General features: G+C 70.0%; 23 protein-coding genes, 1 tRNA gene and 1 pseudogene. 16 read left to right on the forward strand and 9 right to left on the reverse strand.

What is annotated here, in order from left to right; genetic code table 11:
* Positions 1 to 30 precede the first annotated feature (30 nt).
* On the forward strand, positions 31 to 510 hold the full coding sequence (locus AC1MFI_RS08920; RefSeq protein WP_479816254.1) for a MarR family winged helix-turn-helix transcriptional regulator: 480 nt from the start codon (positions 31 to 33) through the stop codon (positions 508 to 510).
* 31 nt (positions 511 to 541) lie between these two features.
* Here AC1MFI_RS08920 and AC1MFI_RS08925 read toward each other — a convergent pair whose 3' ends face one another.
* Positions 542 to 1264, reverse strand: coding sequence for a GNAT family N-acetyltransferase (locus AC1MFI_RS08925; RefSeq protein ID WP_479816257.1), 723 nt, complete (start codon positions 1262 to 1264; stop codon positions 542 to 544).
* A 4-nt stretch (positions 1265 to 1268) separates the two neighbouring features.
* Positions 1269 to 2294 carry a 6-phosphofructokinase gene (locus tag AC1MFI_RS08930; RefSeq protein ID WP_400482758.1) on the reverse strand — a complete coding sequence of 342 codons (1026 nt, stop codon included), beginning with the start codon at positions 2292 to 2294 and terminating at the stop codon, positions 1269 to 1271.
* Between the two features lie 228 nt (positions 2295 to 2522).
* Here AC1MFI_RS08930 and AC1MFI_RS08935 point away from each other — a divergent pair, with 228 nt between their 5' ends.
* Together AC1MFI_RS08935 and AC1MFI_RS08940 are read left to right on the forward strand one after the other, a co-directional pair.
* On the forward strand, positions 2523 to 3389 hold the full coding sequence (locus tag AC1MFI_RS08935; RefSeq protein ID WP_479816259.1) for a UbiA family prenyltransferase: 867 nt from the start codon (positions 2523 to 2525) through the stop codon (positions 3387 to 3389).
* Positions 3386 to 4813 (forward strand): phytoene desaturase family protein, encoded by a 1428-nt coding sequence (locus tag AC1MFI_RS08940; protein WP_479816261.1) that lies wholly within the window; start codon positions 3386 to 3388, stop codon positions 4811 to 4813. Before AC1MFI_RS08935 ends, AC1MFI_RS08940 begins: the two co-directional genes overlap by 4 nt.
* On the opposite strand, the gene AC1MFI_RS08945 is transcribed toward AC1MFI_RS08940, so the two are convergent.
* The 4 genes from AC1MFI_RS08945 to AC1MFI_RS08960 all read right to left on the reverse strand — a co-directional run bounded on the left by AC1MFI_RS08945 (position 4814) and on the right by AC1MFI_RS08960 (position 7972).
* Positions 4814 to 5620 carry a carotenoid biosynthesis protein gene (locus tag AC1MFI_RS08945; RefSeq protein WP_479816263.1) on the reverse strand — a complete coding sequence of 269 codons (807 nt, stop codon included), beginning with the start codon at positions 5618 to 5620 and terminating at the stop codon, positions 4814 to 4816.
* Positions 5621 to 5704: 84 nt separating this feature from the next.
* Entirely contained in the window at positions 5705 to 5947 is a 243-nt protein-coding gene (locus AC1MFI_RS08950) for a PspC domain-containing protein (protein ID WP_479816265.1), read from the reverse strand.
* A gap of 34 nt (positions 5948 to 5981) precedes the next feature.
* Positions 5982 to 6233 carry a hypothetical protein gene (locus AC1MFI_RS08955; RefSeq protein WP_479816267.1) on the reverse strand — a complete coding sequence of 84 codons (252 nt, stop codon included), beginning with the start codon at positions 6231 to 6233 and terminating at the stop codon, positions 5982 to 5984.
* Positions 6230 to 7972, reverse strand: coding sequence for a PspC domain-containing protein (locus tag AC1MFI_RS08960; protein WP_479816269.1), 1743 nt, complete (start codon positions 7970 to 7972; stop codon positions 6230 to 6232). The genes AC1MFI_RS08955 and AC1MFI_RS08960 overlap by 4 nt, the downstream gene beginning before the upstream one ends.
* Positions 7973 to 8096: 124 nt before the next feature.
* On the opposite strand from AC1MFI_RS08960, the gene AC1MFI_RS08965 reads away from it, so the two are divergent.
* Together AC1MFI_RS08965 and AC1MFI_RS08970 are read left to right on the forward strand one after the other, a co-directional pair.
* The gene (locus tag AC1MFI_RS08965; protein ID WP_479816271.1) at positions 8097 to 9431 is read left to right on the forward strand and encodes an ATP-binding protein; all 1335 of its coding nucleotides are present in this window, start codon (positions 8097 to 8099) and stop codon (positions 9429 to 9431) included.
* 72 nt (positions 9432 to 9503) lie between these two features.
* Positions 9504 to 10193: a LuxR C-terminal-related transcriptional regulator gene (locus AC1MFI_RS08970; protein ID WP_479816273.1), complete on the forward strand. Its 690-nt coding sequence runs from the start codon at positions 9504 to 9506 to the stop codon at positions 10191 to 10193.
* 77 nt (positions 10194 to 10270) lie between these two features.
* Here AC1MFI_RS08970 and AC1MFI_RS08975 read toward each other — a convergent pair whose 3' ends face one another.
* Entirely contained in the window at positions 10271 to 11506 is a 1236-nt protein-coding gene (locus AC1MFI_RS08975; protein WP_479820835.1) for a pyridoxal phosphate-dependent aminotransferase, read from the reverse strand.
* Between the two features lie 246 nt (positions 11507 to 11752).
* Between AC1MFI_RS08975 and AC1MFI_RS08980 the strand changes: the two genes are divergently transcribed.
* The 8 genes from AC1MFI_RS08980 (at position 11753) to rplL (ending at position 17146) form a co-directional block, all read left to right on the forward strand.
* Positions 11753 to 11825 (forward strand) — tRNA-Trp (locus AC1MFI_RS08980).
* Positions 11826 to 11979: 154 nt separating this feature from the next.
* On the forward strand, positions 11980 to 12237 hold the full coding sequence (gene secE, locus AC1MFI_RS08985) for a preprotein translocase subunit SecE (RefSeq protein WP_479816275.1): 258 nt from the start codon (positions 11980 to 11982) through the stop codon (positions 12235 to 12237).
* A 101-nt stretch (positions 12238 to 12338) separates the two neighbouring features.
* On the forward strand, positions 12339 to 13247 hold the full coding sequence (nusG, locus tag AC1MFI_RS08990; RefSeq protein ID WP_479816279.1) for a transcription termination/antitermination protein NusG: 909 nt from the start codon (positions 12339 to 12341) through the stop codon (positions 13245 to 13247).
* 122 nt (positions 13248 to 13369) lie between these two features.
* Positions 13370 to 13801 (forward strand): 50S ribosomal protein L11, encoded by a 432-nt coding sequence (gene rplK / locus AC1MFI_RS08995; RefSeq protein ID WP_043440576.1) that lies wholly within the window; start codon positions 13370 to 13372, stop codon positions 13799 to 13801.
* 147 nt (positions 13802 to 13948) lie between these two features.
* On the forward strand, positions 13949 to 14653 hold the full coding sequence (gene rplA, locus AC1MFI_RS09000; protein WP_479816282.1) for a 50S ribosomal protein L1: 705 nt from the start codon (positions 13949 to 13951) through the stop codon (positions 14651 to 14653).
* A gap of 102 nt (positions 14654 to 14755) precedes the next feature.
* On the forward strand, positions 14756 to 15841 hold the full coding sequence (locus AC1MFI_RS09005; protein WP_479816284.1) for an N-acetyltransferase family protein: 1086 nt from the start codon (positions 14756 to 14758) through the stop codon (positions 15839 to 15841).
* 267 nt (positions 15842 to 16108) lie between these two features.
* Positions 16109 to 16708 carry a 50S ribosomal protein L10 gene (gene rplJ / locus AC1MFI_RS09010; RefSeq protein ID WP_400482745.1) on the forward strand — a complete coding sequence of 200 codons (600 nt, stop codon included), beginning with the start codon at positions 16109 to 16111 and terminating at the stop codon, positions 16706 to 16708.
* A 57-nt stretch (positions 16709 to 16765) separates the two neighbouring features.
* Positions 16766 to 17146 carry a 50S ribosomal protein L7/L12 gene (gene rplL, locus AC1MFI_RS09015; protein WP_479816286.1) on the forward strand — a complete coding sequence of 127 codons (381 nt, stop codon included), beginning with the start codon at positions 16766 to 16768 and terminating at the stop codon, positions 17144 to 17146.
* A 108-nt stretch (positions 17147 to 17254) separates the two neighbouring features.
* Here the strand turns inward: rplL and AC1MFI_RS09020 are convergent, their stop codons facing one another.
* On the reverse strand, positions 17255 to 18454 hold the full coding sequence (locus AC1MFI_RS09020) for an acetyl-CoA C-acetyltransferase (RefSeq protein WP_479816288.1): 1200 nt from the start codon (positions 18452 to 18454) through the stop codon (positions 17255 to 17257).
* Positions 18455 to 18535: 81 nt separating this feature from the next.
* The gene (gene idi, locus AC1MFI_RS09025; RefSeq protein ID WP_479816290.1) at positions 18536 to 19144 is read right to left on the reverse strand and encodes an isopentenyl-diphosphate Delta-isomerase; all 609 of its coding nucleotides are present in this window, start codon (positions 19142 to 19144) and stop codon (positions 18536 to 18538) included.
* A gap of 123 nt (positions 19145 to 19267) precedes the next feature.
* Here idi and AC1MFI_RS09030 point away from each other — a divergent pair, with 123 nt between their 5' ends.
* The 3 genes and pseudogenes from AC1MFI_RS09030 to crtI form a co-directional block, all read left to right on the forward strand.
* A complete protein-coding gene (locus tag AC1MFI_RS09030) occupies positions 19268 to 20335 on the forward strand; it encodes a polyprenyl synthetase family protein (protein WP_479816292.1) in 1068 nt (355 codons plus the stop codon).
* Complete coding sequence (locus tag AC1MFI_RS09035) at positions 20336 to 21235, forward strand: phytoene/squalene synthase family protein (protein ID WP_479816294.1); 900 nt, start codon at positions 20336 to 20338, stop codon at positions 21233 to 21235.
* Positions 21199 to 22854: pseudogene (gene crtI, locus AC1MFI_RS09040) on the forward strand (phytoene desaturase family protein); the annotation flags it as partial. The gene AC1MFI_RS09035 and the pseudogene crtI, both read left to right, overlap by 37 nt.
* Between the last annotated feature and the right edge of the window lie 121 nt (positions 22855 to 22975).

The raw sequence follows: 22975 nt of genomic DNA on the forward strand, positions 1-22975 counted from the left end.
TGGCGGCGCCGCAGCGCAATACTGGGTGGGATGGAGGACGAATGGATCCCCGATGCCGAGGTGGACGCGGTCATGGTGGCTTCCCGCGCCCTGATCGCGGTGGCGGCGAGATCGATGGTCGAGATCGACGACGCCATGACGCCGCTGCAGTGGAGGGTCCTGGTCCTGATCTCGACGAAGGGGCCACGGACTCCCGGTCTGATCGCGGCGGACCTGGGCATTCATGCGTCGAACGCGACCCGCATCTGCGACCGGCTCGTCAGGGCGGACTTCATCGGGAAGACGACGCACCCCGATGACCGGCGCTTCCAGCAAGTGGCGCTCACCGGCAAGGGGGAGAGCCTCGTCGCCCGGATCATGGCACGCCGCCGTTCGATCATCCTCGACATCATGCGCCTCATGCCCGCCTCGGAACGTTCGACACTGAGCACTGCGCTCGAAGCCTTCGCGGAAGCGGCCGGCGAGCTACCACTCCACCCCGTGCCGGGCGTCTTCGGGCTCGGCAGGTAGTGCTGGCCGCCCAGGCGACACACCGGTGATCTCAGGTATCCAGGAGTACCGACGTCTGCGTTCCCGCGAACACGAATCCGGCTCGGCGGGCCGTGCGCTGGGATGCCGTGCTGTCCGTGCGCGCCCGCCACTGCGGCACGAGTCCGGCGGCCATGGCTTCCTCCACGGCGACGGCGACGATGCGCCCGGCATAGCCCTTCCGCCGCTCATCGGGCGGCGTGATCACGGCTATGTGCGCCAGGATCCCCTCCCAGATGTCGTAGCCGGCGCCGGCCAGGGGCGTCGGCTGCGCCGCCTCCGGGGCGTCCGTCTCGTCCACCAGGACGAAGGGGTGTTCCACGCCGCCGAGGTCAGCCTCCGCGACGTCGTCGGGCGGGCACCGGCGCTCGAGGGCGCGGACGAGCCCGGGCTCGCTGGAGACGACGGCGGCAGGTCCCTCGAACTGTGGCAGGGCGTCGCAGAAATACAGCTGTGCCTCCCCGAGCCCCCGGCCTCCGTGGTCACGGCTGATGGAGAGCAGCGTCGAGTGGCTGCGCAGGTCCAGGCCCGGGAGGCCGCGCCCGGCCTGGATGGCCCAGCCCGGTCCACTGAGCACCTCCCGCCCGAAGAGCGTCACGAAGGTCAGCGCCCGGGCGTCGTCGTCGATGCTGTACAGGCGGTCGCTGCCGCCGTCACCGAGCGCGTCGTCGCGGAGGCCGAGGAGCCGCGACCAGGCGAGCTGGATGATCGAGACCGTTCCCGGGTCGAGGTCCATGGGCTCAGCCGAAGAGGATGGCGGCTTCGTCGTAGCGGTGCTGCGGAACCCGCTTGAGGTTGCCGAGCGCCGCCTCGAAGCCCACGTGGGCGATCTCCGTGCCGTTGAGGGAGACCATGGTGCCCCACAGCTCGTCCTTCACGGAGTCCACCGCCGCCATGCCGAGGCGGGTGGCGAGGACGCGGTCGAAGGACGTCGGGACGCCGCCGCGCTGGATGTGGCCGAGGATCGTGGCGCGTGTCTCGATGCCTGTCCGCGCCTCGAGTTCAGGTGCGAGCTGGTCCGCGATGCCGCCGAGGCGGGGGCGGCCGAAGGTGTCGAGGCCGCGCTCGGAGTGCGCCTGGTCCATGTGGGAGGGGACGAAGCCCTCCGCGACGACGACGAGGGGCGCCCGCCCGCGGGCGTTTGCCGTGGAGACCCACTCGGCGATCTGCTCGATGCTCGTCTGCTGCTCGGGGATCAGGATGGCGTGGGCGCCGGACGCCATCCCGGCGTGCAGGGCGATCCAGCCCACATGGCGGCCCATGACCTCCGCGATCATGCACCGGCTGTGGGACTCGCCCGTGGTGCGTAACCGGTCGATGGCCTCGGTGGCGATCTGCACGGCGGTGTCGAAGCCGAAGGTGTAGTCGGTAGCATCGAGGTCGTTGTCCACCGTCTTGGGCACGCCCACGATCTTGAGGCCCAGGTCCGTGAGGCGCTTCGCGGCGGCCAGCGTCCCCTCGCCGCCGATCGCGATGATCGCGTCGATGCCGAGGCGCTGCATGTTCGCCTTGATGGCTTCGGCTCCGCCGTTGCCCTCGAAGGGATTGGTGCGCGAGGTCCCGAGGATGGTGCCGCCCTGCTTCGAGATCCCGCGCACCGCGTGGCGGGGGAGGTCGATGATGTCGCCCTCGACGACGCCGCGCCAGCCGTCACGGAATCCGACGAACTCCTGCTCGTGCACCTTGATGCCCTTGAGCACCGCGCCGCGGATGACGGCATTCAGCCCGGGGCAGTCGCCGCCGCTGGTGAGGATTCCGATCTTCATGTGGGGTGGGCTTCCTTTGACGATGGGTGGGAGGTGCATCAGGAGCACGTCGTCGGGCCCGCCTATGATTCTAGACACACACCGGTGGCGGCACCGGCCTGCCTTCCACCACGCCGCCACGCAGGGAACCCGAGGCCCCTGCGCACGCCGTAGGCTGGGACCATCCGGCGCAGAGCGGGCCCGAATCCCGTTGATCGCGCGCCACGCCGTCCGAGGAGGACCCCAGCAGTGCCCCAGGCAGGTTTTGCGCCAGCGGCGCTGCGCATGGTCTCCATCTCCCGACCGGTCCTCTGGATCAACACCCTCGGCACCGGTGTCGTCGGGATGTGGCTCACCGGCACGTTCTGGCAGGCGGAGGCGCTCGCCCTCCTGCTGTGGCTGACGCTGCCGTTCAACCTGCTCATCTACGGCGTCAACGACATCTTCGACCAGGACACCGACGCCCTCAATCCCCGCAAGGGATCACTCGAGGGTGCCCGGATCAGGTCCTCCGAGGTCCGTGCCATCTGGATCTCCGTCCTCGTCACCAACGTGCCGTTCCTCGCCTGGTTCGCGGCCACTCTTCCCCCTGCCGCCCTCGCCTGGATCGCGCTCTACGCGCTCGTCTTCGTCTTCTACTCGGCCCCGCCGCTGCGGTTCAAGGCGCGCCCGTACCTCGATTCGATCAGCAACGCGGCCTACGCCTTCCCGCTCGTCTTCGTGCCCTACGCGCTCGGAGGCGAGCCGGTGTGGGCCGCTGCGATCGGCCTCATGGCCTGGAGTGCGGCCAAGCACACCTACGACGCCGTCCAGGACATCGACGAGGACAGGGCGGTGGGCATCACGACGACAGCGGTCCGCCTCGGCGCCCGCGGTGTCGTCGCGTGGAGCGGTGCGTGGTGGGTGGTGGCGACGGTGTGCTTCGCCCTCGTGAACCTCCCCGTCGCCGCGGTGAACGCCCTGATCGCGGGCTGGCTCCTGCTGGGGCTGTACCGGGATCCGCGCCCCGAGACGGGCCACCGGCTGTACCGGTACTCCATCGCGTTCCCCTACGTGGCGGGCACGGTCGCGGGGGTGCAGCTCGTCGTCGCCCTGACCCTGGGCCTCTACCGATGAGCCGCGTCGTCGTCGTCGGCGGCGGGATCGGCGGCCTCACGGCAGCTGCCGTGCTCGCGCGCGCCGGGCACGGCGTCACGCTGCTGGAGGCCTCGTCGAGCGTCGGGGGCAAGAGCCGCCGCATCGAGCTCGCGGGGCAGCGCGTGGACACCGGACCGTCGCTCTTCACCTTCCCGTCGGTGTGGCAGGAACTCCTGCATCTGCTCGACGCCGTCGGACGCCCCGGGTCCGCCCCTGCCGCGGAGACGGCCGACCTGCGGCTCGAGCGGCTGCCGGAGGTCGGCACCTACTACTACCGGGGCGGGGAGTGCGCGCTGCCCGTGCCGGAGGGCCACCCCTGGCACGAGGCCTGGGAACGCTTCGCGGCCGAGCACGGCGTCCTCGGCGCGGACGTCTCACGCCTGCTCACCACGGGTCCGCTGGAGAGGGCGGCCTACCCTGCGCTGGCCAGGCTCGGCGGCCTGTACGGGCGACGGCTCACCACCCGCAGCTACCTCGACAGCCTGCACTGGCTCCCGGACGGGCTGCGCGAGGTCATCGCGATCCACACGCTGAACGCGGGCGTCAGCCCCACCCGCACACCGGCGCTGTACGCGAGCATGCCCGCGATCATGGCCCACGACGGCGTCTGGATCCCGGAAGGCGGCGTCTACGAGCTGGTGCTGGCCCTGGAACGGCTGGCGCTGGAGGCCGGCGTCGAGATCCGCACGGGCGAGCCCGCGCAGCGCATCGGACGACGGCGCGTGGTCACCTCCGCCGGCACCTACCCGGCCGACGCCGTCGTGAGCGGCCTCGATGCCCACCGCCTCGCCGGCCTCCTCACCGGACGGGCTCCCCGCACCCCGCGCAAGCTCACCTGCTCCGCGGTCGGGATCTACGCCGTCCTGGCCCGCCCGCTCCCGGATGGCACGGCACGGCACGGCGTGATCCTGCCGGACGATCCCGCCGCCCTGTACGCGAGTCTCGAGGCGGGTGACGAGCCCGGGCAGACCATGGCGTTCGCCAACTACTACCCTGCGCACGGCGTCTACCCGAATGCGTCCGCGAGCCTCGCGCTGCTCCTCACCGCGCCCGCCAACGGGAAGAGCTACTCGCTCGATGATCCGTTCGTGCGGCGTGAACTGGATCGGACGACGCGCGTGCTGGGGCTGCCGGAGCCCATCGAGCACTACTTCGAGAGGCACGAGATCCTCGACCCCGGCTACTTCGGCGAGCGCGGCTCGGCCGGCGGTGCCCTCTACGGGGCAGTGCATCCAGCCTGGCTGAGCGGCCCGTTCCACGTCCCGCCCTACTCCGACCCGCTGCGGCCGTGGCTGTGGCGCGTGGGCGCCTCGGTGCATCCCGGCGGCGGCCTGCCCGCCGTCCTCGGGGGAGCGATGATGTCCTCGCAGAAGCTGCTGGCCCGCCTGGGCCCCGTCGCCTGATCAGTGCCGCGACGCGGCATCCCTCGTCCCGCTGGTCTCCGGGAACGCGTTCGCGGCCCGGGTGAGCTGCAGGCGACGACGGACCAGCAGGACGATCAGCGCGGCGGCGAGCACCGCGGGGAACACGAGGCCCGAGAAGACGCAGACGCCCAGCCACAGGAACATCGAGACCAGCAGGCTGTCGAGCAGGCCGGGGCGCAGCGGCTCGTCGGTGAGCCGCCGTCCGCCGATCCACGTCACGAGTGCCGAGGCGATCAGCCCGGAGATCAGCCACCCGCCGTAGTTGGAGAGCGGCACCCCGTAGTAGGGGCCGCCACCCGGCCAGATCCAGAAACCGAGGGCCACGGCGCCGGGGTCCAGGACGCCGTCGATCACGACGAGCAGCAGGCCGCCGAGGACGATCCTGCGCAGCGCCGTCCCTGTTCCCGACACCACCGCCACCGCCCCGATGACCAGCGGCACGTAGGAGAGCGGCAGCAGGTAGGGCACGAGGCCGAGGATCGTGGGACCGAGGGGGTCCCCGTAGTAGAACTCCCCGTAGGGCACCCCGGTGGCTACGCCGAAGCCCTCGATCAGGTAGCCGAAGACGGAGACGGCCACGAGGGCCGCGGCTCCCCGGGCGGCGCCGAACTGGCGCACCAGTGCGATGAACGCCGGCAGCGCGATCAGCAGGTTGAAGCCGTAGGACGCATAGCTCGCACCCTCGACGTCGGGGAACCGCACCACGAAGTAGCCGGAGATGAAGAGGAACACGCAGGACGCGATGAGCAGGCGGGGGAAGCTGCGGACAGCGGAGGTCTTCGGCACGGATCCATCCTTGCAGGTCGCCCAGCAGGAAGGGGCACCCGCCGGCCCTGCGCGGATGCCCCTCCGGAACGGGCTGATGGTTGCCTAGCGGCTGGTGAGGAGCTTCTCCAGCGCGATGCTGCCATCGGTGGTGGGCAGCAGGAGCCACAGCACCGCATAGAGCGGCAGGCCGATGAACGGGAGGAGGAAAGTGAGGAGCATCGCGATGCGGACGTAGCTGACGCGCCAGCCGTACTGTGCGGCGATGCCCGCGGCGATACCCCCGAGGATTCCCCCGGGAGCACGCTTGATGGGGGATGAGCGAAGGATCCGGTAGAAGGACTGCATGGTGTGCCTTTCGGTTGGGGAGAGGTGGTGGAGCTCAGTATGCCGTCGTGTCGCGGTCGTCGTCCTGGTCCTCCGACGACGGCCGGCTGCGGAGCGAGAGGATGCCTCCTGCGATCAGGGACAGCCCGACGCCGACGAGCAGTCCGAGGGCGACCACCACCGGATCGATGGACAGGGCGAAGAACTGGCCGAGGAGGATCAGGACGGCGACCGCGAGGATTCCGGCTCCCCAGACGACGGTGACGACGCGCGTCCTGCGCCTCCGTGCGGGTATCGAGGTACTCATGGGATGTCTCCTGTCGGGGTGGAGGTACTGGTACGGGGAGCGAAGGAGCTGTCGGTGCCGGCTTCCGTGATGATCGAGACGTCGCTCAGCGCTCCCCGCACCTCCAGGACGAGAGCCGCCCCGGTGGCTTCGGGATTCAGGTCGCCGTTGCGAACCTGCAGGAGCCCGTCGTCGTTCTGGAAGACGGGAGGCGGGCTGTCGGTGCCGGTGGAGGCGCCACGGGCGTCCGCGTCGCCCAGCGCCATGCGGGTCCGCACCTCGACGGGCACGTCCGCCGGCACGATCACGGTGACGTCGCTGGCCAGGGAGTTCACCGGCACCACCACGTCCCGTCCGGGTGCGGGCAGATCGGTGAGGTCAATGGTGGTCTGTGCTGCCAGGACGCTGTACCCGTCCGATGCCGCCCGGAGCGAGGCCGGTGTCGTCCTCGTGTCCTGTGCCACGATCCATGCTCCGCCGACGACCGTGAAGGACGCGCCGAGGGCCCCGAGGGTCGCCAGGGCCGCGGTGAAGCCGACGACGCCGGACGTGCGGCCCCGGGCCCCCAGCGCCACGATGCCGAGGGCGAGGACGATCGCGGCCGATGCCAGCGCGACGACGGCAGGGTTGGCGAGGTCGAGGACGGCCGCGTAGTCGAGGACGAGGAGGACCGCCGCCACGACGACCGCCCCGCCGATGAGGAGCGCCGTCACGGGCCCGGAAGGTCGGGCGGGGCGCTCCGCTCGCGCCTTGGTCGCGCTCGCCGTCCGGCCGGGAAACGCCGATCCCGCCGATGACGGCTCGGAATAGGCGGACGGATAACCGGACCAGGCGTCCTGTCCCGGCCGGTAGGGCAGCGGGTAGGGCTCGGTCAGGGCAGCGCCCTGGTACGGCAGGGGAACCGTCCGGTGCACGGACTCCTCCTGCAGGCCCGCGCCCCGTCCGTCATCGTCGTCGTACCCGTCCGTGCCGGACGCCGTGCCGGGAGCGGGGTCCGATGCACGCCCCGCCGCGGGGGCGTCGGATCCGTCGGATCCGTCGGCTGGCCGGTCGGTGGGGCCGTTTGTAGGGCCGTCGCTTGACCGGTCGGTGGGGCCGCTTGCAGGGCCGTCGGACGGCCCGTCGGTGGGGCCGCGTGTGGGGCCCTGACCGCCCGGTGCGGCAGGTGCGGGTGGCGTGGCGGGGCCGGTCGGTGCCGGTCCGAACGGGGGCGTGGACCCGCCGGTTCCGCCGGAGCCCTGAGGGCCGCCGGCAGGACTGCCGGGGCGCGCCTGGCCACCGGAACGGTTCACGATCCAGTAGACGAAGAGGACGACGGCACCGATCCAGAACAGTGCCCAGAGGAGGCCGGCACCGCCCCCGCCGTCGCCCAGGAGGGGGAGGTTCGGGCGCCACAGGCCGATCGCCACGAGGGCTGCCGCCCCGGTCAGACCGGAGGTCCACGAACCGCGACCGGCCTGCTCGACGTGGATCCGTCCGTCGGGCTCGGGAAGCAGTGCCCAGGCGAGCCCGTAGAGCAGCACGCCGATGCCCCCGAAGACCGCGAGGACCACGATCAGTCCGCGCACGAGGGCCAGGTCGAGGCCCGTGCGGTGGGCCACGCCGCCGGCGACTCCCCCCACCCAGCGATCGGGTGCCCTGGTGATGTCGAGGCCGCGGACCCAGCGGAAGAACGACGACGAGGCGGGACCTCCCGCCTGATGGGGTGCGGCCGGTTCATGCTGCCAGGACGGCCCGCCTGGTGTCGGTGCTGATGTCATGCCTCCATCCTTCCGCCGGCCCGCCGGGCAGGGTATCGGGAGCTACCCTGATTGGACCCTGAGAGCCCCCTGATTCTGTTCGGGGAGCGCCCCCGAGCCCCCGGTCGCGTGCTTTGATGAGGTCATGAGACCCCCGCTGCTGCGCAGATCCGACGGCGTGATCGCCGGAGTCTGTGCGGGACTCGCCGTGCACCTGGGCATCAGCCCCGCCTGGGTGCGCATCGGCATGGCCGTGCTGACCCTGGCCTCCGGCGCGGGCGTCCTGCTCTACGCGTGGCTCTGGATCTTCGTCCCCACGGCGGCCGACCGGGCGGCGCAGACAGGCCGGCAGACGGGCCCCGCGGTCTTCATGCAGGACGTCGGCACGGGGCCGCCGCGCGACGACGCCCCGCGCGACGGCGGTACGGTACGGACCACGCGGGTCCTCAACGATCCCTTCGGCCCGCGGACGGCAGGTCCGGTCGATCCGGACGCATGGCGCGAGCGCGCCATGCGGGCCGGGCGGCGGGAGGTCCTGTTCGGTTCGGTGCTTCTGCTCGCGGCGGCCGTGCTCGTGGTGCAGCTGCTCGGGGTGCGCATCAACTGGGGTTTCCTCATCCCGATCGCCGTCGTGCTGACGGGTGCGGCGCTCGCATGGTCCCAGCTCGACGACGTGCGGCGGGCGAGGGTCATGGACAGCGCCGGTGCCTCGCGGGCAGGCGGGACGCTCCGGCTCCTCGCGGGCATCGTGCTCGTCGTCGCAGGCGTCCTGGTGGCACTCTCCAGCAGCGGCTCCTGGACGCTGACCATGGCGACCCTCGTCGCAGTCCTCGCCGTCCTGGCCGGCATCGTCCTGGTGCTCGCGCCCTGGGGGCTGAAGTTCTGGCGCGACCTCGAGGCCGAGCGGGCGGCCCGCGTGCGGGAGACGGAGCGCGCGGAGATCGCTGCGCATCTGCATGATTCGGTCCTGCAGACGCTCGCCCTCATCCAGAACCGCGCGGACTCCGAGACGGACGTGCTGCGCCTGGCCCGGGCGCAGGAGCGCGAACTGCGCCAATGGCTGTTCGCCGACCCCGCGCGCGATCCCGGCAGCCTGGCCGAGCGCCTGCGCCTGATGGCGGGGGAGATCGAGGACCTGTACGGGCACCCGGTCTCCGTCGTCGCCGTCGGGGACGCCGTGATGGGGCCCGCGGAGGAGGCCCTGGCGCAGGCGGCGAGAGAGGCCATGCTGAACGCGGCGAAGCACGCGGGAGTGGCCGTCTCCGTGTACCTCGAGGCCGGGCCCGACACCGTGGAGGTGTTCGTCCGGGACAGGGGCAGCGGATTCGATCCGGCCGCCGTCCCGTCCGATCGGGCCGGCATCCGCGAATCCATCCACAGCAGGATGCTGCGCCACGGCGGGTCCTCGGAGCTGCGCAGCGACGCGGACGGGACCGAGGTGCGGCTGCGGCTGCCCCTGCCCGCCGCACGGGACGCCTAGGCTGGCCGGGGCGCACAGCCGCAGAATGACAGGATCGGATCAAGCACAGGCCGGCCGGCGAAAGGAAGACGCGTGGACAGCGGAAACGGACCTACGGAGCGATCGGAGCGAACGGAGTCCGCAACCGTGTCCGTGGTCATCGTCGACGACCACGGGATCTTCCGCTCGGGGCTCCGGGCAGCGCTGGGGCCGGTGATCCGCGTCCTCGGCGAAGCGGCGACGGTCGAGGAGGCGGAGGCCGTCATCAGCGCTACCGGGCCCGACGTCGTCCTGCTCGACGTGCACCTGCCCGGTGGCCGCGGCGGCGGCGGGGCGGAGGTCATCCACCGCTGCGCGAAGCGCGGGACGTCGTCCCGGTTCCTGGCACTGAGCGTCTCGGACTCCGCCGAGGACGTCGTCGCCGTGATCCGGGCAGGTGCGCGAGGCTATGTCACGAAGACCATCTCCGGCCCCGAGATCACCGACGCGGTGCAGCGCATCGCCTCTGGCGACGCCGTGTTCTCCCCGCGGCTCGCCGGATTCGTCCTGGACGCGTTCGGAACAGCCTCCGTCGCGGTCGACGACGAACTGGACCGCCTGTCGGCACGCGAACTGGAGGTCATGAGGCTGATCGCGCGGGGCTACAGCTACAAGGAGACGGCGAAGGAACTGTTCATCTCGGTGAAGACCATCGAGACGCACGTGTCTGCCGTGCTCCGGAAACTCCAGCTCTCCTCGCGCCACGAGCTCACGCGCTGGGCCACGGAGCGCAAGCTGCTCTGAGCCGTCCTGCCCGTCCCGCCCGTCCTGCGGGTACCGCAGCCGGCGAGCCGGGTCCCGCCCGACCCGCCGGCACGCAGCTAGCGTGCGGAGCCGAGGAACTCCTGCAGGCGGGCCACGCCGGTGGCCAGGTCCTCGTCGCCGAGCGCGTAGGACAGGCGCAGGTAGCCGCTCGGGCCGAACGCCTCGCCGGGGACGACGGCCACCTCCACCTTCTCGAGGATCAGCGCGGCGAGTTCGGCCGACGTCGCCGGGGTCACGCCGTCGAAGCTGCGGCCGAGCAGGGCGCGGACGTCCGCGTAGGCGTAGAACGCCCCGTGGGGCGTGGGGCACTCGACGCCCTCGATCCCGTTGAGCGCGGAGACCATGGCACGACGGCGGCGGTCGAAGGCCACCTTCATCTCGTCCACGGCCGTCAGCGGGCCCGAGACGGCCGCCAGCGCCGCCATCTGCGGAACGTTCGAGACGTTCGACGTCGCGTGCGACTGGAGGTTCGTGGCGGCCTTGACGAGGTCCTCCGGTCCGACCATCCAGCCCACGCGCCAGCCGGTCATGGCGTAGGTCTTCGCGACGCCGTTGAGGATGACCACCTTGTCACCGAGAGACGGGGCTGCCGTCGCGATCGAGGTGAAGGGGACGCCGTCGTACGTCAGGTGCTCGTAGATCTCGTCGGTGATGACCCAGAGGCCACGGGCAGCGGCCCACTCGCCGATGTCACGCACGGCATCGGCACCGTACACCGCCCCGGTGGGGTTGGACGGCGAGACGAAGAGCAGCACCTTCGTGCGCGGCGTCAGGGCCGCCTCGAGCTGGTCCACGGTCACGAGGTAGCCCTGGTCCGGGCCGGCGAACACCTCGACGGGCACGCCGCCCGCGAGCCTGATGGCCTCGGGATAGGTGGTCCAGAACGGTGTCGGCACCAGCACCTCGTCCCCCGGATCGAGGAGGGACGCGAAGGATTCGTAGACGGCCTGCTTGCCGCCGTTCGTCACGAGGACCTGTGCCGGGTCCACCGCGTAACCGGAATCGCGCAGGGTCTTCTCGGCGATCGCCTGCTTCAGTTCCGGCAGGCCTCCGGCGGGGGAGTAGCGGTGGAACCGGGGCTGCCGTGCCGCGGCGATCGCCGCCTCGACGATGTAGTCCGGCGTCGGGAAGTCCGGCTCGCCCGCGCCGAAGCCGATGACCGGCCGGCCGGCCGCCTTGAGGGCCTTGGCCTTGGCATCGACGGCCAGGGTCGCGGACTCCGCGATCGAGCTGATCCGCCGGGAGATCCGGGGAAGGGCTGCGCGGATGGAGTCGTCGGTCGTCGCGTTCATCGGGTCCCGTTCCGTGAGGGTCATATGTCGGTTTCCAGCTTAGGTGGTGGCTCCCGCCCGGAGCCGATTCGGAGGGTCCCGGCGCTGTCTCGCAGCGCCAGGCGGGGGCCACGAGCCGGGCCCGGTCCGTCCGGTTCGACGTTCCGGCGGGTAATGCGTAGACTTGTTGCTCGGTGTTGAAACACCATGATGGTTCGTGCCCGCGCAGGGCCGGCCGGAGTGGGAGCTGTACCGGTTCAAAACCAAAGGGTAGTGGCGCAATTGGTAGCGCAGCGGTCTCCAAAACCGCAGGTTGCAGGTTCGAGTCCTGTCTGCCCTGCGCGTGGCCTTCGCCGGACAACGGCGAAGGCCCGGCAGAAACAGATCACGAAGCCCCGGCGCAGGCACAGGCCCCGCGCGGCGGTAAACATGATCAGCTGGGGGCGCCACTGGTGGTCCGGCTGGGAACACCACACAGATTGATGAGGTTGACGGTGACCGATACGGCTGCGAGCAGCTCCAAGGGAAGCCCCTCCGAGAAGAAGGCTCCCGAGCGCGGGTTCTTCGGACGCATCATGCTGTTCATCCGCCAGGTCTTCGCGGAACTGGGGAAGGTCGTCACACCCACCCGCCGCGAACTGGTCAGGTTCACCATCACCGTCCTCGCCTTCGTGATCATCATGATGCTCCTCGTGACCGCCCTGGACCTCCTGTTCGGGGCCGGCGCGGTGTGGGTCTTCGGCGACAGCTGACGCTGTCCCGCGGAATGCACGTTCCGGCACGCTCGTTGTGGTGTCGGTGAGTACAGGCAAGCAAGAGAACTTTCGAAGAATGTCAGAAAGCAGGCGGCTAGGTGTCCGAGCAAGAACTCGAACGGCAGATCACTCCCGAAGATGGTCTGGAGAACGAGGAGTACGGAACGGAGGCGGACGTGGAAGCCTCCGACCTCGACGTGCCTGCTGACGACTCCGACTACCCCGTGGACGCCGATGCAGCCGCCGAGGACGGACTCCTCGCCGAAGACACCGACTCCGCAGGAACCGACGACGCCGATGCGGACGAGGACGCCGACATCGAGGCCACGGCCACGGATGCCGTCGACGAGGCCGCGGCGTCGGAGGCCGGCATCGAGGAGGCTCCCGCGGAGGAGGCTCCCGCCGAGGACCCGGTCGCTGCGTTCAAGGCCAAGCTCCGCCGGCAGGAGGGTGACTGGTACGTCATCCACTCCTACGCCGGTTACGAGAACCGCGTGAAGGCGAACCTCGAGACCCGCATCCAGACGCTGGACATGGAAGATTACATCTTCGAGATCCAGGTGCCGATGGAAGAGGTCGTCGAGATCAAGAACACCACGCGGAAGATCGTCAACCGCGTGCGCATCCCCGGCTACGTGCTGGTCCGCATGGAGCTCACCGACGAGTCCTGGGGCGCCGTACGCCACACCCCGGGGGTCACCGGCTTCGTGGGCAACGCCCACAACCCGGTGCCGTTGAGCCTCGGCGAGGTGTTCTCGATGCTCGAGCACACCATCGTCCACACGGACGCGGAGTCGGGCAAGCCCGTCCAGCCGCAGTTCACCCCCGCCACGGTCAACTTCGAGGTCGGCGAGTCCGTCACGGTCAACGAAGGCCCCTTCGAGACCCTCCCGGCGACGATCTCCGAGATCAAGCACGAGTCCCAGCAGCTCGTGGTGCTCGTCTCGATCTTCGAGCGCGAGACCCCTGTCACGCTGTCGTACAGCCAGGTCACCAAGATCCAGTAAAGCTTCGACGCTTCCCGGCGTGCTTGGCCGGGAGGTGCCGTTCGGCCATCACGCCATGATGGCCACCACCCCGCAGGACGCTCCTGTCCCGCGGGAACGCAATGCAAGAGAAGGACCCTTTCATGGCCCCCAAGAAAAAGGTCACCGGCCTCATCAAGCTGCAGATCAATGCAGGTGCCGCCAACCCGGCTCCTCCCATCGGTCCCGCGCTCGGCCAGCACGGTGTCAACATCATGGAATTCTGCAAGGCATACAACGCCGCAACCGAATCCCAGCGCGGAAACGTCATCCCTGTGGAGATCACGGTGTACGAGGACCGCTCGTTCACCTTCGTCACCAAAACCCCTCCGGCAGCCGAGCTGATCAAGAAGGCAGCCGGCGTCGCCAAGGGATCGGGCACGCCCCACACGGTGAAGGTCGCCAAGCTGACCAACGCCCAGGTCGAGGAGATCGCTACCATGAAGATGGAAGACCTCAACGCCAACGACGTCCAGGCAGCCGCGAAGATCATCGCCGGCACCGCCCGCTCCATGGGCATCACGGTCGAGGGCTGATACCCCTCCCCGTCGCTCCGCCCGGCACCGCCGGGCAGGGCACACCACCATTTCACAGCACGACGACGCCGCAGCCCGCGGACGACGGCGTGAGTGGCAGGGCCCAGCGCGGTCCGCAGACCACGACTGCATAAGGAGAACAAGCAGATGGCACAGCGCAGCAAAGCATACAAGGGAGCTGCCGCGAAGATCGAGGCGGACAAGCAGTACGCCCCCCTCGAAGCGGTAGTCCTGGCGAAGGAGACCAACCCTTCCAAGTTCGACGCCACGGTCGAGGTGTCCTTCCGTCTCGGAGTGGACCCCCGCAAGGCGGACCAGATGGTCCGTGGCACCGTGAATCTTCCCCACGGCACAGGCAAGACGGCCCGTGTCCTGGTCTTCGCGACCGGCGAGAAGGCAGAGGCGGCCATCGCGGCCGGCGCTGACTTCGTCGGCTCCGACGACATGATCGAGAAGGTCTCCGGCGGCTGGACCGACTTCGACGCCGCCGTCGCCACCCCTGACCTCATGGGCAAGGTGGGACGCCTCGGGAAGATCCTCGGCCCCCGCAACCTGATGCCGAACCCGAAGACCGGCACGGTCACGGCGGACGTCGCCAAGGCTGTCACCGACATCAAGGGCGGCAAGATCGACTTCCGCGTCGACAAGCACTCGAACCTCCACTTCATCATCGGCAAGGTGTCCTTCGACGAGCAGAAGCTGGGCGAGAACTACGCCGCTGCTCTCGAGGAGATCATCCGACTGAAGCCTTCGGCTTCGAAGGGCCGCTACATCCAGAAGGCAACGGTCTCGACCACCTTCGGTCCCGGCATCTCCGTCGATCCGAACGTCACGAAGGTCTTCACCGTCTAGGTGGACCTCCGGACAAGCCCCGCGGCCTGCGCCGCGGGGCTTTTTCGTGTCCGAGGGCAACAGTGGTTGAGGTATCCCAATCACTGACCCTATGCTGGACCGATGTCGACGATCGCCATCCGGCAACTCCCGATCCCCGCGACGCTCGACGCGGACGGGGGCGAGGACTTCGCGCAGAGTGCCGCGGTGAGCAACGCCGTGGAGCGCGCCATCTGGGGGCACGACGACCACAGCGTGGACGCGGAGGAGAGGCTCGTGATGCTTCAGGCGACACCCGACCGCGAGTACGTGCTCGGCGTCGCGCGGGACGGCTCGGAAATCGTCGCGAACGCGCGGCTCAGCATCCCCCTGCGGGACAACCCGCAGACCGCCTTCGTACAGATCGAGGTGGCGCCCTCCCACCGCCGCCGCGGCATCGCCACCTCCCTCCTGTCCTTCGTGGAACAGGAGATGGCACACCGCGGCCGCACCATCATGATGTCCTGGAGCGACGCCCGCGCGGGGGACGAGCCGGCGGCGGATGCGCGGCTCGTCCCGCCCACCGGCGCCGGCTTCTTCCCCGCGTCCGACGCCTCCGCAATCTTTGCGCGGCGGTCCGGCTTCGACCTGGTGCAGGTGGACCGCCAGAGCGTCCTCGCCCTCGACGACGTCGAGGACGCCCTGCGGCTCGAGCACGCGGCCCGGATCATCGGCTCAGGGGAATACGACCTCGTGGAGTGGGTGGACCGGTGCCCCGACGATCTCGTCGAGGACTACGCCCTCCTGCGCCAGAAGATGAGCACGGATCCGCCCCTCGGTGGGTTCGCGCAGGAGGAGGAGGCCTGGGACGCCGACCGCATCCGACGGGAGGAGCAGCGGACGCTGGCCGGCGGTACCTCGAGCCTCGTGTGCGCCGTGCGGCACGCTGCGAGCGGGCAGCTGGTGGGCCACACCATCCTCGAGCGTTCGGAGGCCCGTCCGACCGTCGTCTACCAGGAGGACACCCTGGTGCTCGACGAGCACCGGGGGCACCGCCTGGGGACATGGCTCAAGGCGGCCAATCTCCGGCGCGCGCGCGACGCCTGGCTCACCGCGGAGCGCATCTACACCTGGAACGCCGAGGAGAACACGTTCATGCTCGACGTCAATGTGGCCCTCGGATTCAGGGCCTCGGGCCGGACCGCGGGCTGGCAGAAGGTGCTCGCCTGACGCCGATTTGGTCGCGCCGGGTGCGTCACGTAGGCTTGGCGTACCAAAGACCGTCGGCCGGTCCACCTCCACTTCCTCCTGGCGCATCCTTGTGCGGGGCAGGAAGAAGGACAAGGATCCGAAAGTTCCCGTGAGGGACGGCCTACGCAGGTGAACGAAGCTCCTCTCCACCGGCTCACGCCCGTGTCGAGCAAAGCCCCGTGCATCTGCGCGGGGCGTTTTTTATTGGGGCCGGAAAGCCGACGCACATTCCCCGGAAGGAGGGTTATGGCAACGCCAACAAAGGTTTCTGCAGTGGATGAGATCACCACCGATTTCAAGGATTCCACCGCCGCTGTCCTGACCGAATACCGCGGGCTCACCGTTGCTCAGCTCAAGGAACTGCGCCGTGCCCTGGGCACGGACAACAAGTTCTCGGTCGTCAAGAACACCCTGACCGGCATCGCGGCGAAGGAAGCGGGCATCGATGCATTCGATGGCCAGCTCTCCGGACCCACCGCGATCGCCTTCATCAAGGGTGACGCCGTCGCTGCTGCCAAGAGCCTCACGGATTTCGCGAAAGCCAACCCGAAGCTCGTCATCAAGACTGGAATCTTCGAGGGCAAGGCCCTCGATGCCTCCGAGGTCGTTGCCCTGGCAGCCCTCGAGTCGCGCGAACTCCAGCTCGCCCGGGTGGCAGGTGTCCTCAAGGCACCGATGTCCGCCCTGGCACGCACCGTCGATGCGCTGCGCATCAAGCTCGAGGAAGAAAGCGGCGCTGCTCCTGCGGCCGACGCTGATGCTCCTGCTGCCGAGGAAGCCGCTGCTCCCGCAGAAGCTGCCGCGGAGGCTCCCGCCGAGGAAGCCGCAGCAACCGAAGCGAACTAGTTTCACTTCGATCCACACACTCCGGTGCCCTGCACCACTAAAGGAAGGACGCCTCCCATGGCGAAGCTCACCAACGAAGAGCTCATTGAAGCTTTCAAGGAACTGTCCATCATTGAACTCTCGGACTTCGTAAAGCTGTTCGAGGAGACCTTCGATGTCACCGCTGCCGCTGTTGCAGTAGCAGGCCCCGCCGGTGGCGGAGCCGGCGACGCCGCCGAAGAGGAGCAGACCGCGTTCGACGTCGTCCTCGAGGCTGCCGGCGACAAGAAGATCGCAGTGATCAAGGAAGTTCGCGCCCTCACCTCGCTGGGCCTGAAGGAAGCCAAGGACGTCGTCGACAGCGCCCCCAAGGCCGTCCTCGAGGGCGTCACCAAGGAAGCTGCAGACAAGGCCAAGGAGGCCCTCGAGGCCGCCGGCGCCACCGTCACCCTCAAGTAGCACCTGCTGCTCCGCGGCCGGCTCAGGCCGGGACCGCCGCAGGACGAAAGAGCCCCGCTTCATGCGAAGCGGGGCTCTTTCCTGTTGTGGGCCGCAGGCGGGTCGAGCTCAGCGCCAGAGCAGCAGGGCCTCGCCCTGGCCTCCGCCGCCGCAGAGGCTGACGGCGGACCTGCCCGCTCCGCGCCGGGCGAGTTCCATCGCGGCGTGGAGGGCCAGGCGGGCGCCCGATGCGCCGATCGGGTGGCCCAGGGCGATGGCCCCTCCGTGGATGTTGCACTGCTCCAGCGGATAGTCGAGGTCCTTGAGGGACTGGCAGGCGACGGATCCGAACGCCTCGTTGATCTCGATGAAGTCGAGGTCGGTGGCGTCCCACCCGGCACGGTCGAGTGCCTGACGGATGGCGGCGGACGGCTGGGAGTGGAGGGTGTTGTCCGGTCCGGCGACCTGGCCGGGGCTGCCCACGACGGCGAGCACGGGGAGGCCGGCGTCGTCGGCGTACGCGCGCGTGGTGAGCACCAGTGCCGCGGCGCCGTCGGACAGCGGCGAGGAGTTGCCCGCCGTGATCGCGCCGTCCGGGTTGAACGCCGGCCGCAGCCGGGCGAGCGACTCCACGGTCGTCGTCGGACGGATGCCCTCGTCGGTGGTGAGGACGACGTCGTCGCCCTTCCGCTGCCGGACGGCAACCGGGACGATCTCCTGACGGAGGACTCCGCTGTCGGTGGCCGCCGCCGCGCGCTGGTGCGACGCAGCGGCCACCGAGTCCTGGGCCGTCCGGTCGATCTCGAGGCGGATGTTGCCGCGCTCGGTCGAGGCCCCCATCGACTCGCCGTCGAAGGCGTCGGTGAGGCCGTCGTGCGCCACCGAGTCGAGGGCGGAGATGGAACCGTAGTTCCAGCCCTGGCGTGCACCCGGGAGCAGGTGGGGGCCCCGCGTCATGGACTCCTGGCCGCCGGCCACCACGACCCGGGCCTCACCGCTGCGGATCAGGCGGGCGGCGTCGATGACGGCCGTCAGCCCGGAGAGGCAGACCTTGTTCAGGGTGACGGCGGGGACGGTCCACGGGATGCCTGCCTTCACGGCCGACTGCCGCGCCGGGTTCTGGCCACAGCCCGCCTGGACCACGTGGCCCATGATGACGGCATCGACCGTCGCGGCGTCGACGCCGGCGCGCTCGAGGGCTCCCGTGATGGCGAGTGCGCCGAGTTCCACGGCGGTGAAGGAGGCGAGTTGTCCGTTGAGGCGTCCGAGGGGTGTGCGGGCGCCGCCGACGATCACGACGTCGTCGGGGGTTGGCGTGGGTGTCGCCATGGCGAGACTCTCTTTCATCGTTGAAATGGTGCCGCTACCAGATTAGGGCGTCCGCGCCCACCCTTGCCGGGACCCGGAACCTCAGGAACCGCCCCGGGGGCCCGGACCGTCCGCACCCTCCGGGTACAGCAGGGGCAACTGGAGCGTGAGCCACGGGCTGAAGGCCCACGGCGTCGCAGTGACGGCGCGTACGAGTTCGGCCGCGTCCACCCACCGGAAGTCCATGACCTCCTCGGGCAGGGGATCCACGGCACTGTCCGCGAGGGCGGTGTAGACGGGACAGATCTCGTTCTCGACGATCCCGGAGGCGTCCACCGCACGGTAGCGGAAGTCGGGAAGCGCGGGCGCGATGTCCCGGACCGTGAAGCCGAGCTCCTGGCGGGCACGGCGCCGTACGGCATCCTCGAACGGCTCGCCCGGAGCCGGGTGGCCGCAGAACGAGTTGGTCCAGACTCCCGGCCACGCCTTCTTGCCGAGCGCGCGGCGCGTGACCAGGATGCGGCCCTCGCCGTCGAACACGTGCGTGGAGAAGGCCAGGTGGAGGGGAGTGTCGAACGTGTGGACGGTGGCCTTCTCCCGGGTACCCAGCGGCGTGCCGTCCTCCGCGAGCAGCACCACCACCTCCGCCTGCGGCGCCGCGCCACGGGTGTCGGCGCTGACGTGCCGGATGGTTCCTGCTTCGCTCGCCATGGTGGCTCTCTTTTCGCTGATCGTCCGCTCGGTGCACGGGCCTCTCCGCGGCCGTGCGGCTGGCCCGGCTGCAGCCGCCCGCCTGTTTCGTCAAGGGCGGCCCATCCGTTGTTTACTTTACCTATGGACATGGACACTCTGCTGGTCGAGCCCGAAGGGCTCGAGGAGGTGGAGGGCGCCCTCGGCCGGTTCTTCGAGGAGTCCAAGATCCGCGCGGCGAAGATCGGGCCCGGGTACCACGCGCTGTGGGAGACCCTCGAACGGTGCACCGCCGGCGGGAAACGCTTCCGGCCCCGCCTGGTGATGTCCGCGTACCAGGTGCTCGGTGGGCGGGACGTCGAGAACGCGGCCGGGCTCGGTGCGGCCTTCGAACTGCTGCACACGGCCCTGATCGTGCATGACGACGTGATCGACCGCGATTTCGTCCGGCGCGGCATCCCGAACGTCTCCGGCCGGTACCGGACCATCGCCGAAGCCGCGGGTGCCTCACCCGAAGGCGCGCAGCACATCGGCTTCTCCGCAGGAGTGGTCGCCGGGGACCTCGCACTGTCCAACGCATACCGGCTCCTCGAGCGCGTCGAAGCGCCGGATGCCGTCCGGCGCCGGCTGAGCGAGATCCTCGACGAGGCCGTCTTCGCCTCCGCAGCAGGGGAGTTCCTCGACATCGAGACCTCGCTCAGCCCCGCCATGCCCTCACTCGAGGACATCGTGCACATGGCACGGCTGAAGACCTCCGTCTACTCCTTCGAAGGGCCCCTGCAGGCGGGCGCCGTCCTCGCGGGCGCGGAGGAGGAGGTGGTCGCCCGGCTCGGGGACTTCGGACGCGATGCCGGGATCGCCTACCAGATCGCCGATGACCTGCTGGGCGTCTTCGGCAACGAGACGCGGACGGGCAAGACGAACTGGGGAGACCTCCGCGAGGGCAAACGCACCGCCCTGATGTCCTACGTCGCCGCGCGCCCGGAGTGGGACAGGATCTCGTCGCTCGTCGGCAGCCCGGGCATGTCCGCCGCGGACGCTGACTACGTCCGGCGCATCCTGGTCGACAGCGGAGCGAAGGACTACTCGGCCGACCTGGCGGCGGAGTACGCGTCGCGGGCCCGCACCCACCTCGAGTCCGGCGGCATGCCGACGGCCCTGCGGTCCGCCCTCGAACCCGTGGTGTCCGCCGTCGTGCACCGGGTGCGCTGAATGGGCGTGGACGATTCGCTCGCGCGGTACAACGCGGCGGCCCTGAAGACATCGGCAGAGGTGATCCGCTGCTACTCGACGTCCTTCGGGATGGCCTCGCGCATCCTCGACCGCACCACGCGCAGCTCCATCGAGGCGGTGTACGCGCTCGTGCGCGTGGCGGACGAGGTGGTCGACGGGGCCGCCGCCGGGGCCGGCCTCACGGTTCCCGGGGTGGAGCGGATGCTGGACGATCTCGAGCGCGAGACCGAAGCGGCGATGGCCACGGGCTACAGCACCAATCTCGTGGTGCACGCCTTCGCGGTCACGGCGCGGACCACCGGCATAGGCACCGACCTCACGCGGCCGTTCTTCGCCTCCATGCGCGCGGACATCACGCAGAGCGAGCACACGCAGGAGTCCTTCGACCGGTACGTCTACGGATCCGCTGAGGTCGTCGGCCTCATGTGCCTGCGGGCCTTTTTGGTGGGCAGGGCGGTGACGGCGGAGGAGGACGCCGTCCTCGTGGACGGTGCACGCCACCTCGGCGCCGCCTTCCAGAAGATCAATTTCCTGCGCGACCTCGCCGAGGACTTCTCCACCCTGGGCCGCAGCTACTTCCCGGGCGTCCGGCCGGGCAGCTTCACGGAGGCCGACAAGATCCGGCTGCTGGACGACATCGACGAGGACCTGCGGATCTCGGCCGCCTCGCTCCCGGGCCTGCCGCCGACGCCGCGCCGCGCCGTCGCCCTTGCGCAGGGCCTCTTCACCGAACTCGCCGTGCGGCTCCGGAGGACGCCGGCCGAGGAGCTCCTCCGGGCGCGGATCCGGGTTCCGAACCCGGTCAAGCTCCGCATCCTGGCGAAAGCCTTCACCGGTCGCGCGGTACCGGAACTCGCCGCGCAGGAGAGGACGGCATGACCGCACGCCAGAGCGAGCGCCCACGGGTGGGCGCCAGGAACGTCGTCGTGATCGGAGGCGGGATCGGCGGGCTCGCGACCGCGGCCCTGCTCGCGAAGGAAGGCCACCGCGTCACCCTGCTGGAGAAGCGCGACCAGGTCGGCGGACGTGCCGGCTCCTGGGAGCAGGACGGTTTCCGCTTCGACACGGGCCCCTCCTGGTACCTCATGCCCGAGGTGATCGACCATTTCTTCAGACTGATGGGGACGAGCGCCGCCGAGCAGCTCGATCTCGTGAAGCTCGATCCCGGCTACCGCGTGGTCTTCGAGGAGGGCCTCGACTCCGTCGACGTGCCCGCGGACCGTGAGGCCGTGACCAAACTCTTCGAATCCCTCGAGGCCGGCGCCGGGGACCAGCTCTCGAAGTACCTCGACTCCGCCGAGGACGCCTACGAGATCGCGAAGAAGCGATTCCTCTACTCGACCTTCCAGTCCTTCCTGCCCTTCTTCCGCCCGGACGTCCTCCGGCGCCTCCCGAGGATCGGCTCGCTCCTCCTGGAGCCGCTGCAGTCCTTCGTGGAGAAGCGCTTCAAGGACCCGCGCATCCAGCAGATCCTCGGGTACCCGGCCGTGTTCCTCGGCAGTTCTCCCTTCGATGCCCCGAGCATGTACCACCTGATGAGCCACCTCGACCTCGACGACGGCGTGCTCTACCCGATGGGCGGCTTCACGACCCTCATCGAGGCCATGGAGCGCGTCGCGACCGCTGCCGGCGTCGAGATCCGCACCGGGGCCGACGTCGTCTCCATCGACACGGATGCACGAACGCCCGGACGCTCGCCCCTCGACCGCCGGGCGGCGACCGTGCGTGCCGTCAGCTACCGCTCGGATGGGACGACGACGTCCGTGGACGCCGACATCGTCGTCTCCGCCGCGGACCTGCACCACACCGAGACCACCCTGCTGCCGGGTGAGCTGCAGACCTACCCCGAGAAGTACTGGCAGAAGCGCGTGCCCGGGCCGAGCGCCCTGCTGCTGTACCTGGGGGTGAAGGGCGCACTGCCGCAGCTCGAGCACCACACCCTGCTGTTCACCACCGACTGGCGGGACAACTTCGGGCGTATCTTCGGCAGGGAGACCTCCGTGCCCTCACCGGCGTCGCTCTACGTCTGCCGTCCCAGCGCGACCGACGGCTCGGTGGCACCCGAGGGCCACGAGAACGTCTTCGTCCTCGTACCCATCCCGGCCGACGTGAGCATCGGCAAGGGCGGCATCGAGCGCGGGGGAGACGCGCGCGTCGAGGAACTCGCCGACACGGTGATCGGCCAGATCTCCGAGTGGGCGGGCATCCCGGACCTCGCCGAACGCATCGTGGTGCGCCGCAGCTACGGCCCCCAGGACTTCGCGGACGACCTCAACGCCTGGCGGGGCACCTCGCTGGGGCCGGCGCACATCCTCAAGCAGAGCGCGTTCCTCCGGGGGTCCAACCGGAGCGCCAGGGTGGGGAACCTGTTCTACGCGGGCAGCTCGACCGTCCCGGGGATCGGGATCCCGATGTGCCTGATCAGCGCCGAACTCATCGTCAAGCGGCTGCGCGGCGATACCAGCACGGGGCCGCTCCCGGAGCCCGCCGCCGGCTAGCGCGGACCCGGGCGCCGCGGCCGGAACCACGCTTCCTCGCTGCCCGGCGGGCGCGGCGCGCTTGACGCACGAGGGGGAGAGGGGCTATTGGACTTTCCATGACCCATGCCGTAGTGTAGGT

The organism is Arthrobacter sp. BC5 (assembly GCF_056680255.1).

Coding starts and splice junctions, on each gene's coding strand:
- AC1MFI_RS08920 (WP_479816254.1), top strand. CDS start 31: ATGGAGGACGAATGGATCCCCGATGCCGAGGTGGACGCGGTCATGGTG.
- AC1MFI_RS08925 (WP_479816257.1), bottom strand. CDS start 1,264: ATGGACCTCGACCCGGGAACGGTCTCGATCATCCAGCTCGCCTGGTCG.
- AC1MFI_RS08930 (WP_400482758.1), bottom strand. CDS start 2,294: ATGAAGATCGGAATCCTCACCAGCGGCGGCGACTGCCCCGGGCTGAAT.
- AC1MFI_RS08940 (WP_479816261.1), top strand. CDS start 3,386: ATGAGCCGCGTCGTCGTCGTCGGCGGCGGGATCGGCGGCCTCACGGCA.
- AC1MFI_RS08950 (WP_479816265.1), bottom strand. CDS start 5,947: ATGCAGTCCTTCTACCGGATCCTTCGCTCATCCCCCATCAAGCGTGCT.
- AC1MFI_RS08955 (WP_479816267.1), bottom strand. CDS start 6,233: ATGAGTACCTCGATACCCGCACGGAGGCGCAGGACGCGCGTCGTCACC.
- AC1MFI_RS08960 (WP_479816269.1), bottom strand. CDS start 7,972: ATGACATCAGCACCGACACCAGGCGGGCCGTCCTGGCAGCATGAACCG.
- AC1MFI_RS08965 (WP_479816271.1), top strand. CDS start 8,097: ATGAGACCCCCGCTGCTGCGCAGATCCGACGGCGTGATCGCCGGAGTC.
- AC1MFI_RS08975 (WP_479820835.1), bottom strand. CDS start 11,506: ATGAACGCGACGACCGACGACTCCATCCGCGCAGCCCTTCCCCGGATC.
- rplK (WP_043440576.1), top strand. CDS start 13,370: ATGGCCCCCAAGAAAAAGGTCACCGGCCTCATCAAGCTGCAGATCAAT.
- rplA (WP_479816282.1), top strand. CDS start 13,949: ATGGCACAGCGCAGCAAAGCATACAAGGGAGCTGCCGCGAAGATCGAG.
- AC1MFI_RS09005 (WP_479816284.1), top strand. CDS start 14,756: ATGTCGACGATCGCCATCCGGCAACTCCCGATCCCCGCGACGCTCGAC.
- rplJ (WP_400482745.1), top strand. CDS start 16,109: ATGGCAACGCCAACAAAGGTTTCTGCAGTGGATGAGATCACCACCGAT.
- rplL (WP_479816286.1), top strand. CDS start 16,766: ATGGCGAAGCTCACCAACGAAGAGCTCATTGAAGCTTTCAAGGAACTG.
- AC1MFI_RS09020 (WP_479816288.1), bottom strand. CDS start 18,454: ATGGCGACACCCACGCCAACCCCCGACGACGTCGTGATCGTCGGCGGC.
- idi (WP_479816290.1), bottom strand. CDS start 19,144: ATGGCGAGCGAAGCAGGAACCATCCGGCACGTCAGCGCCGACACCCGT.
- AC1MFI_RS09030 (WP_479816292.1), top strand. CDS start 19,268: ATGGACATGGACACTCTGCTGGTCGAGCCCGAAGGGCTCGAGGAGGTG.
- AC1MFI_RS09035 (WP_479816294.1), top strand. CDS start 20,336: ATGGGCGTGGACGATTCGCTCGCGCGGTACAACGCGGCGGCCCTGAAG.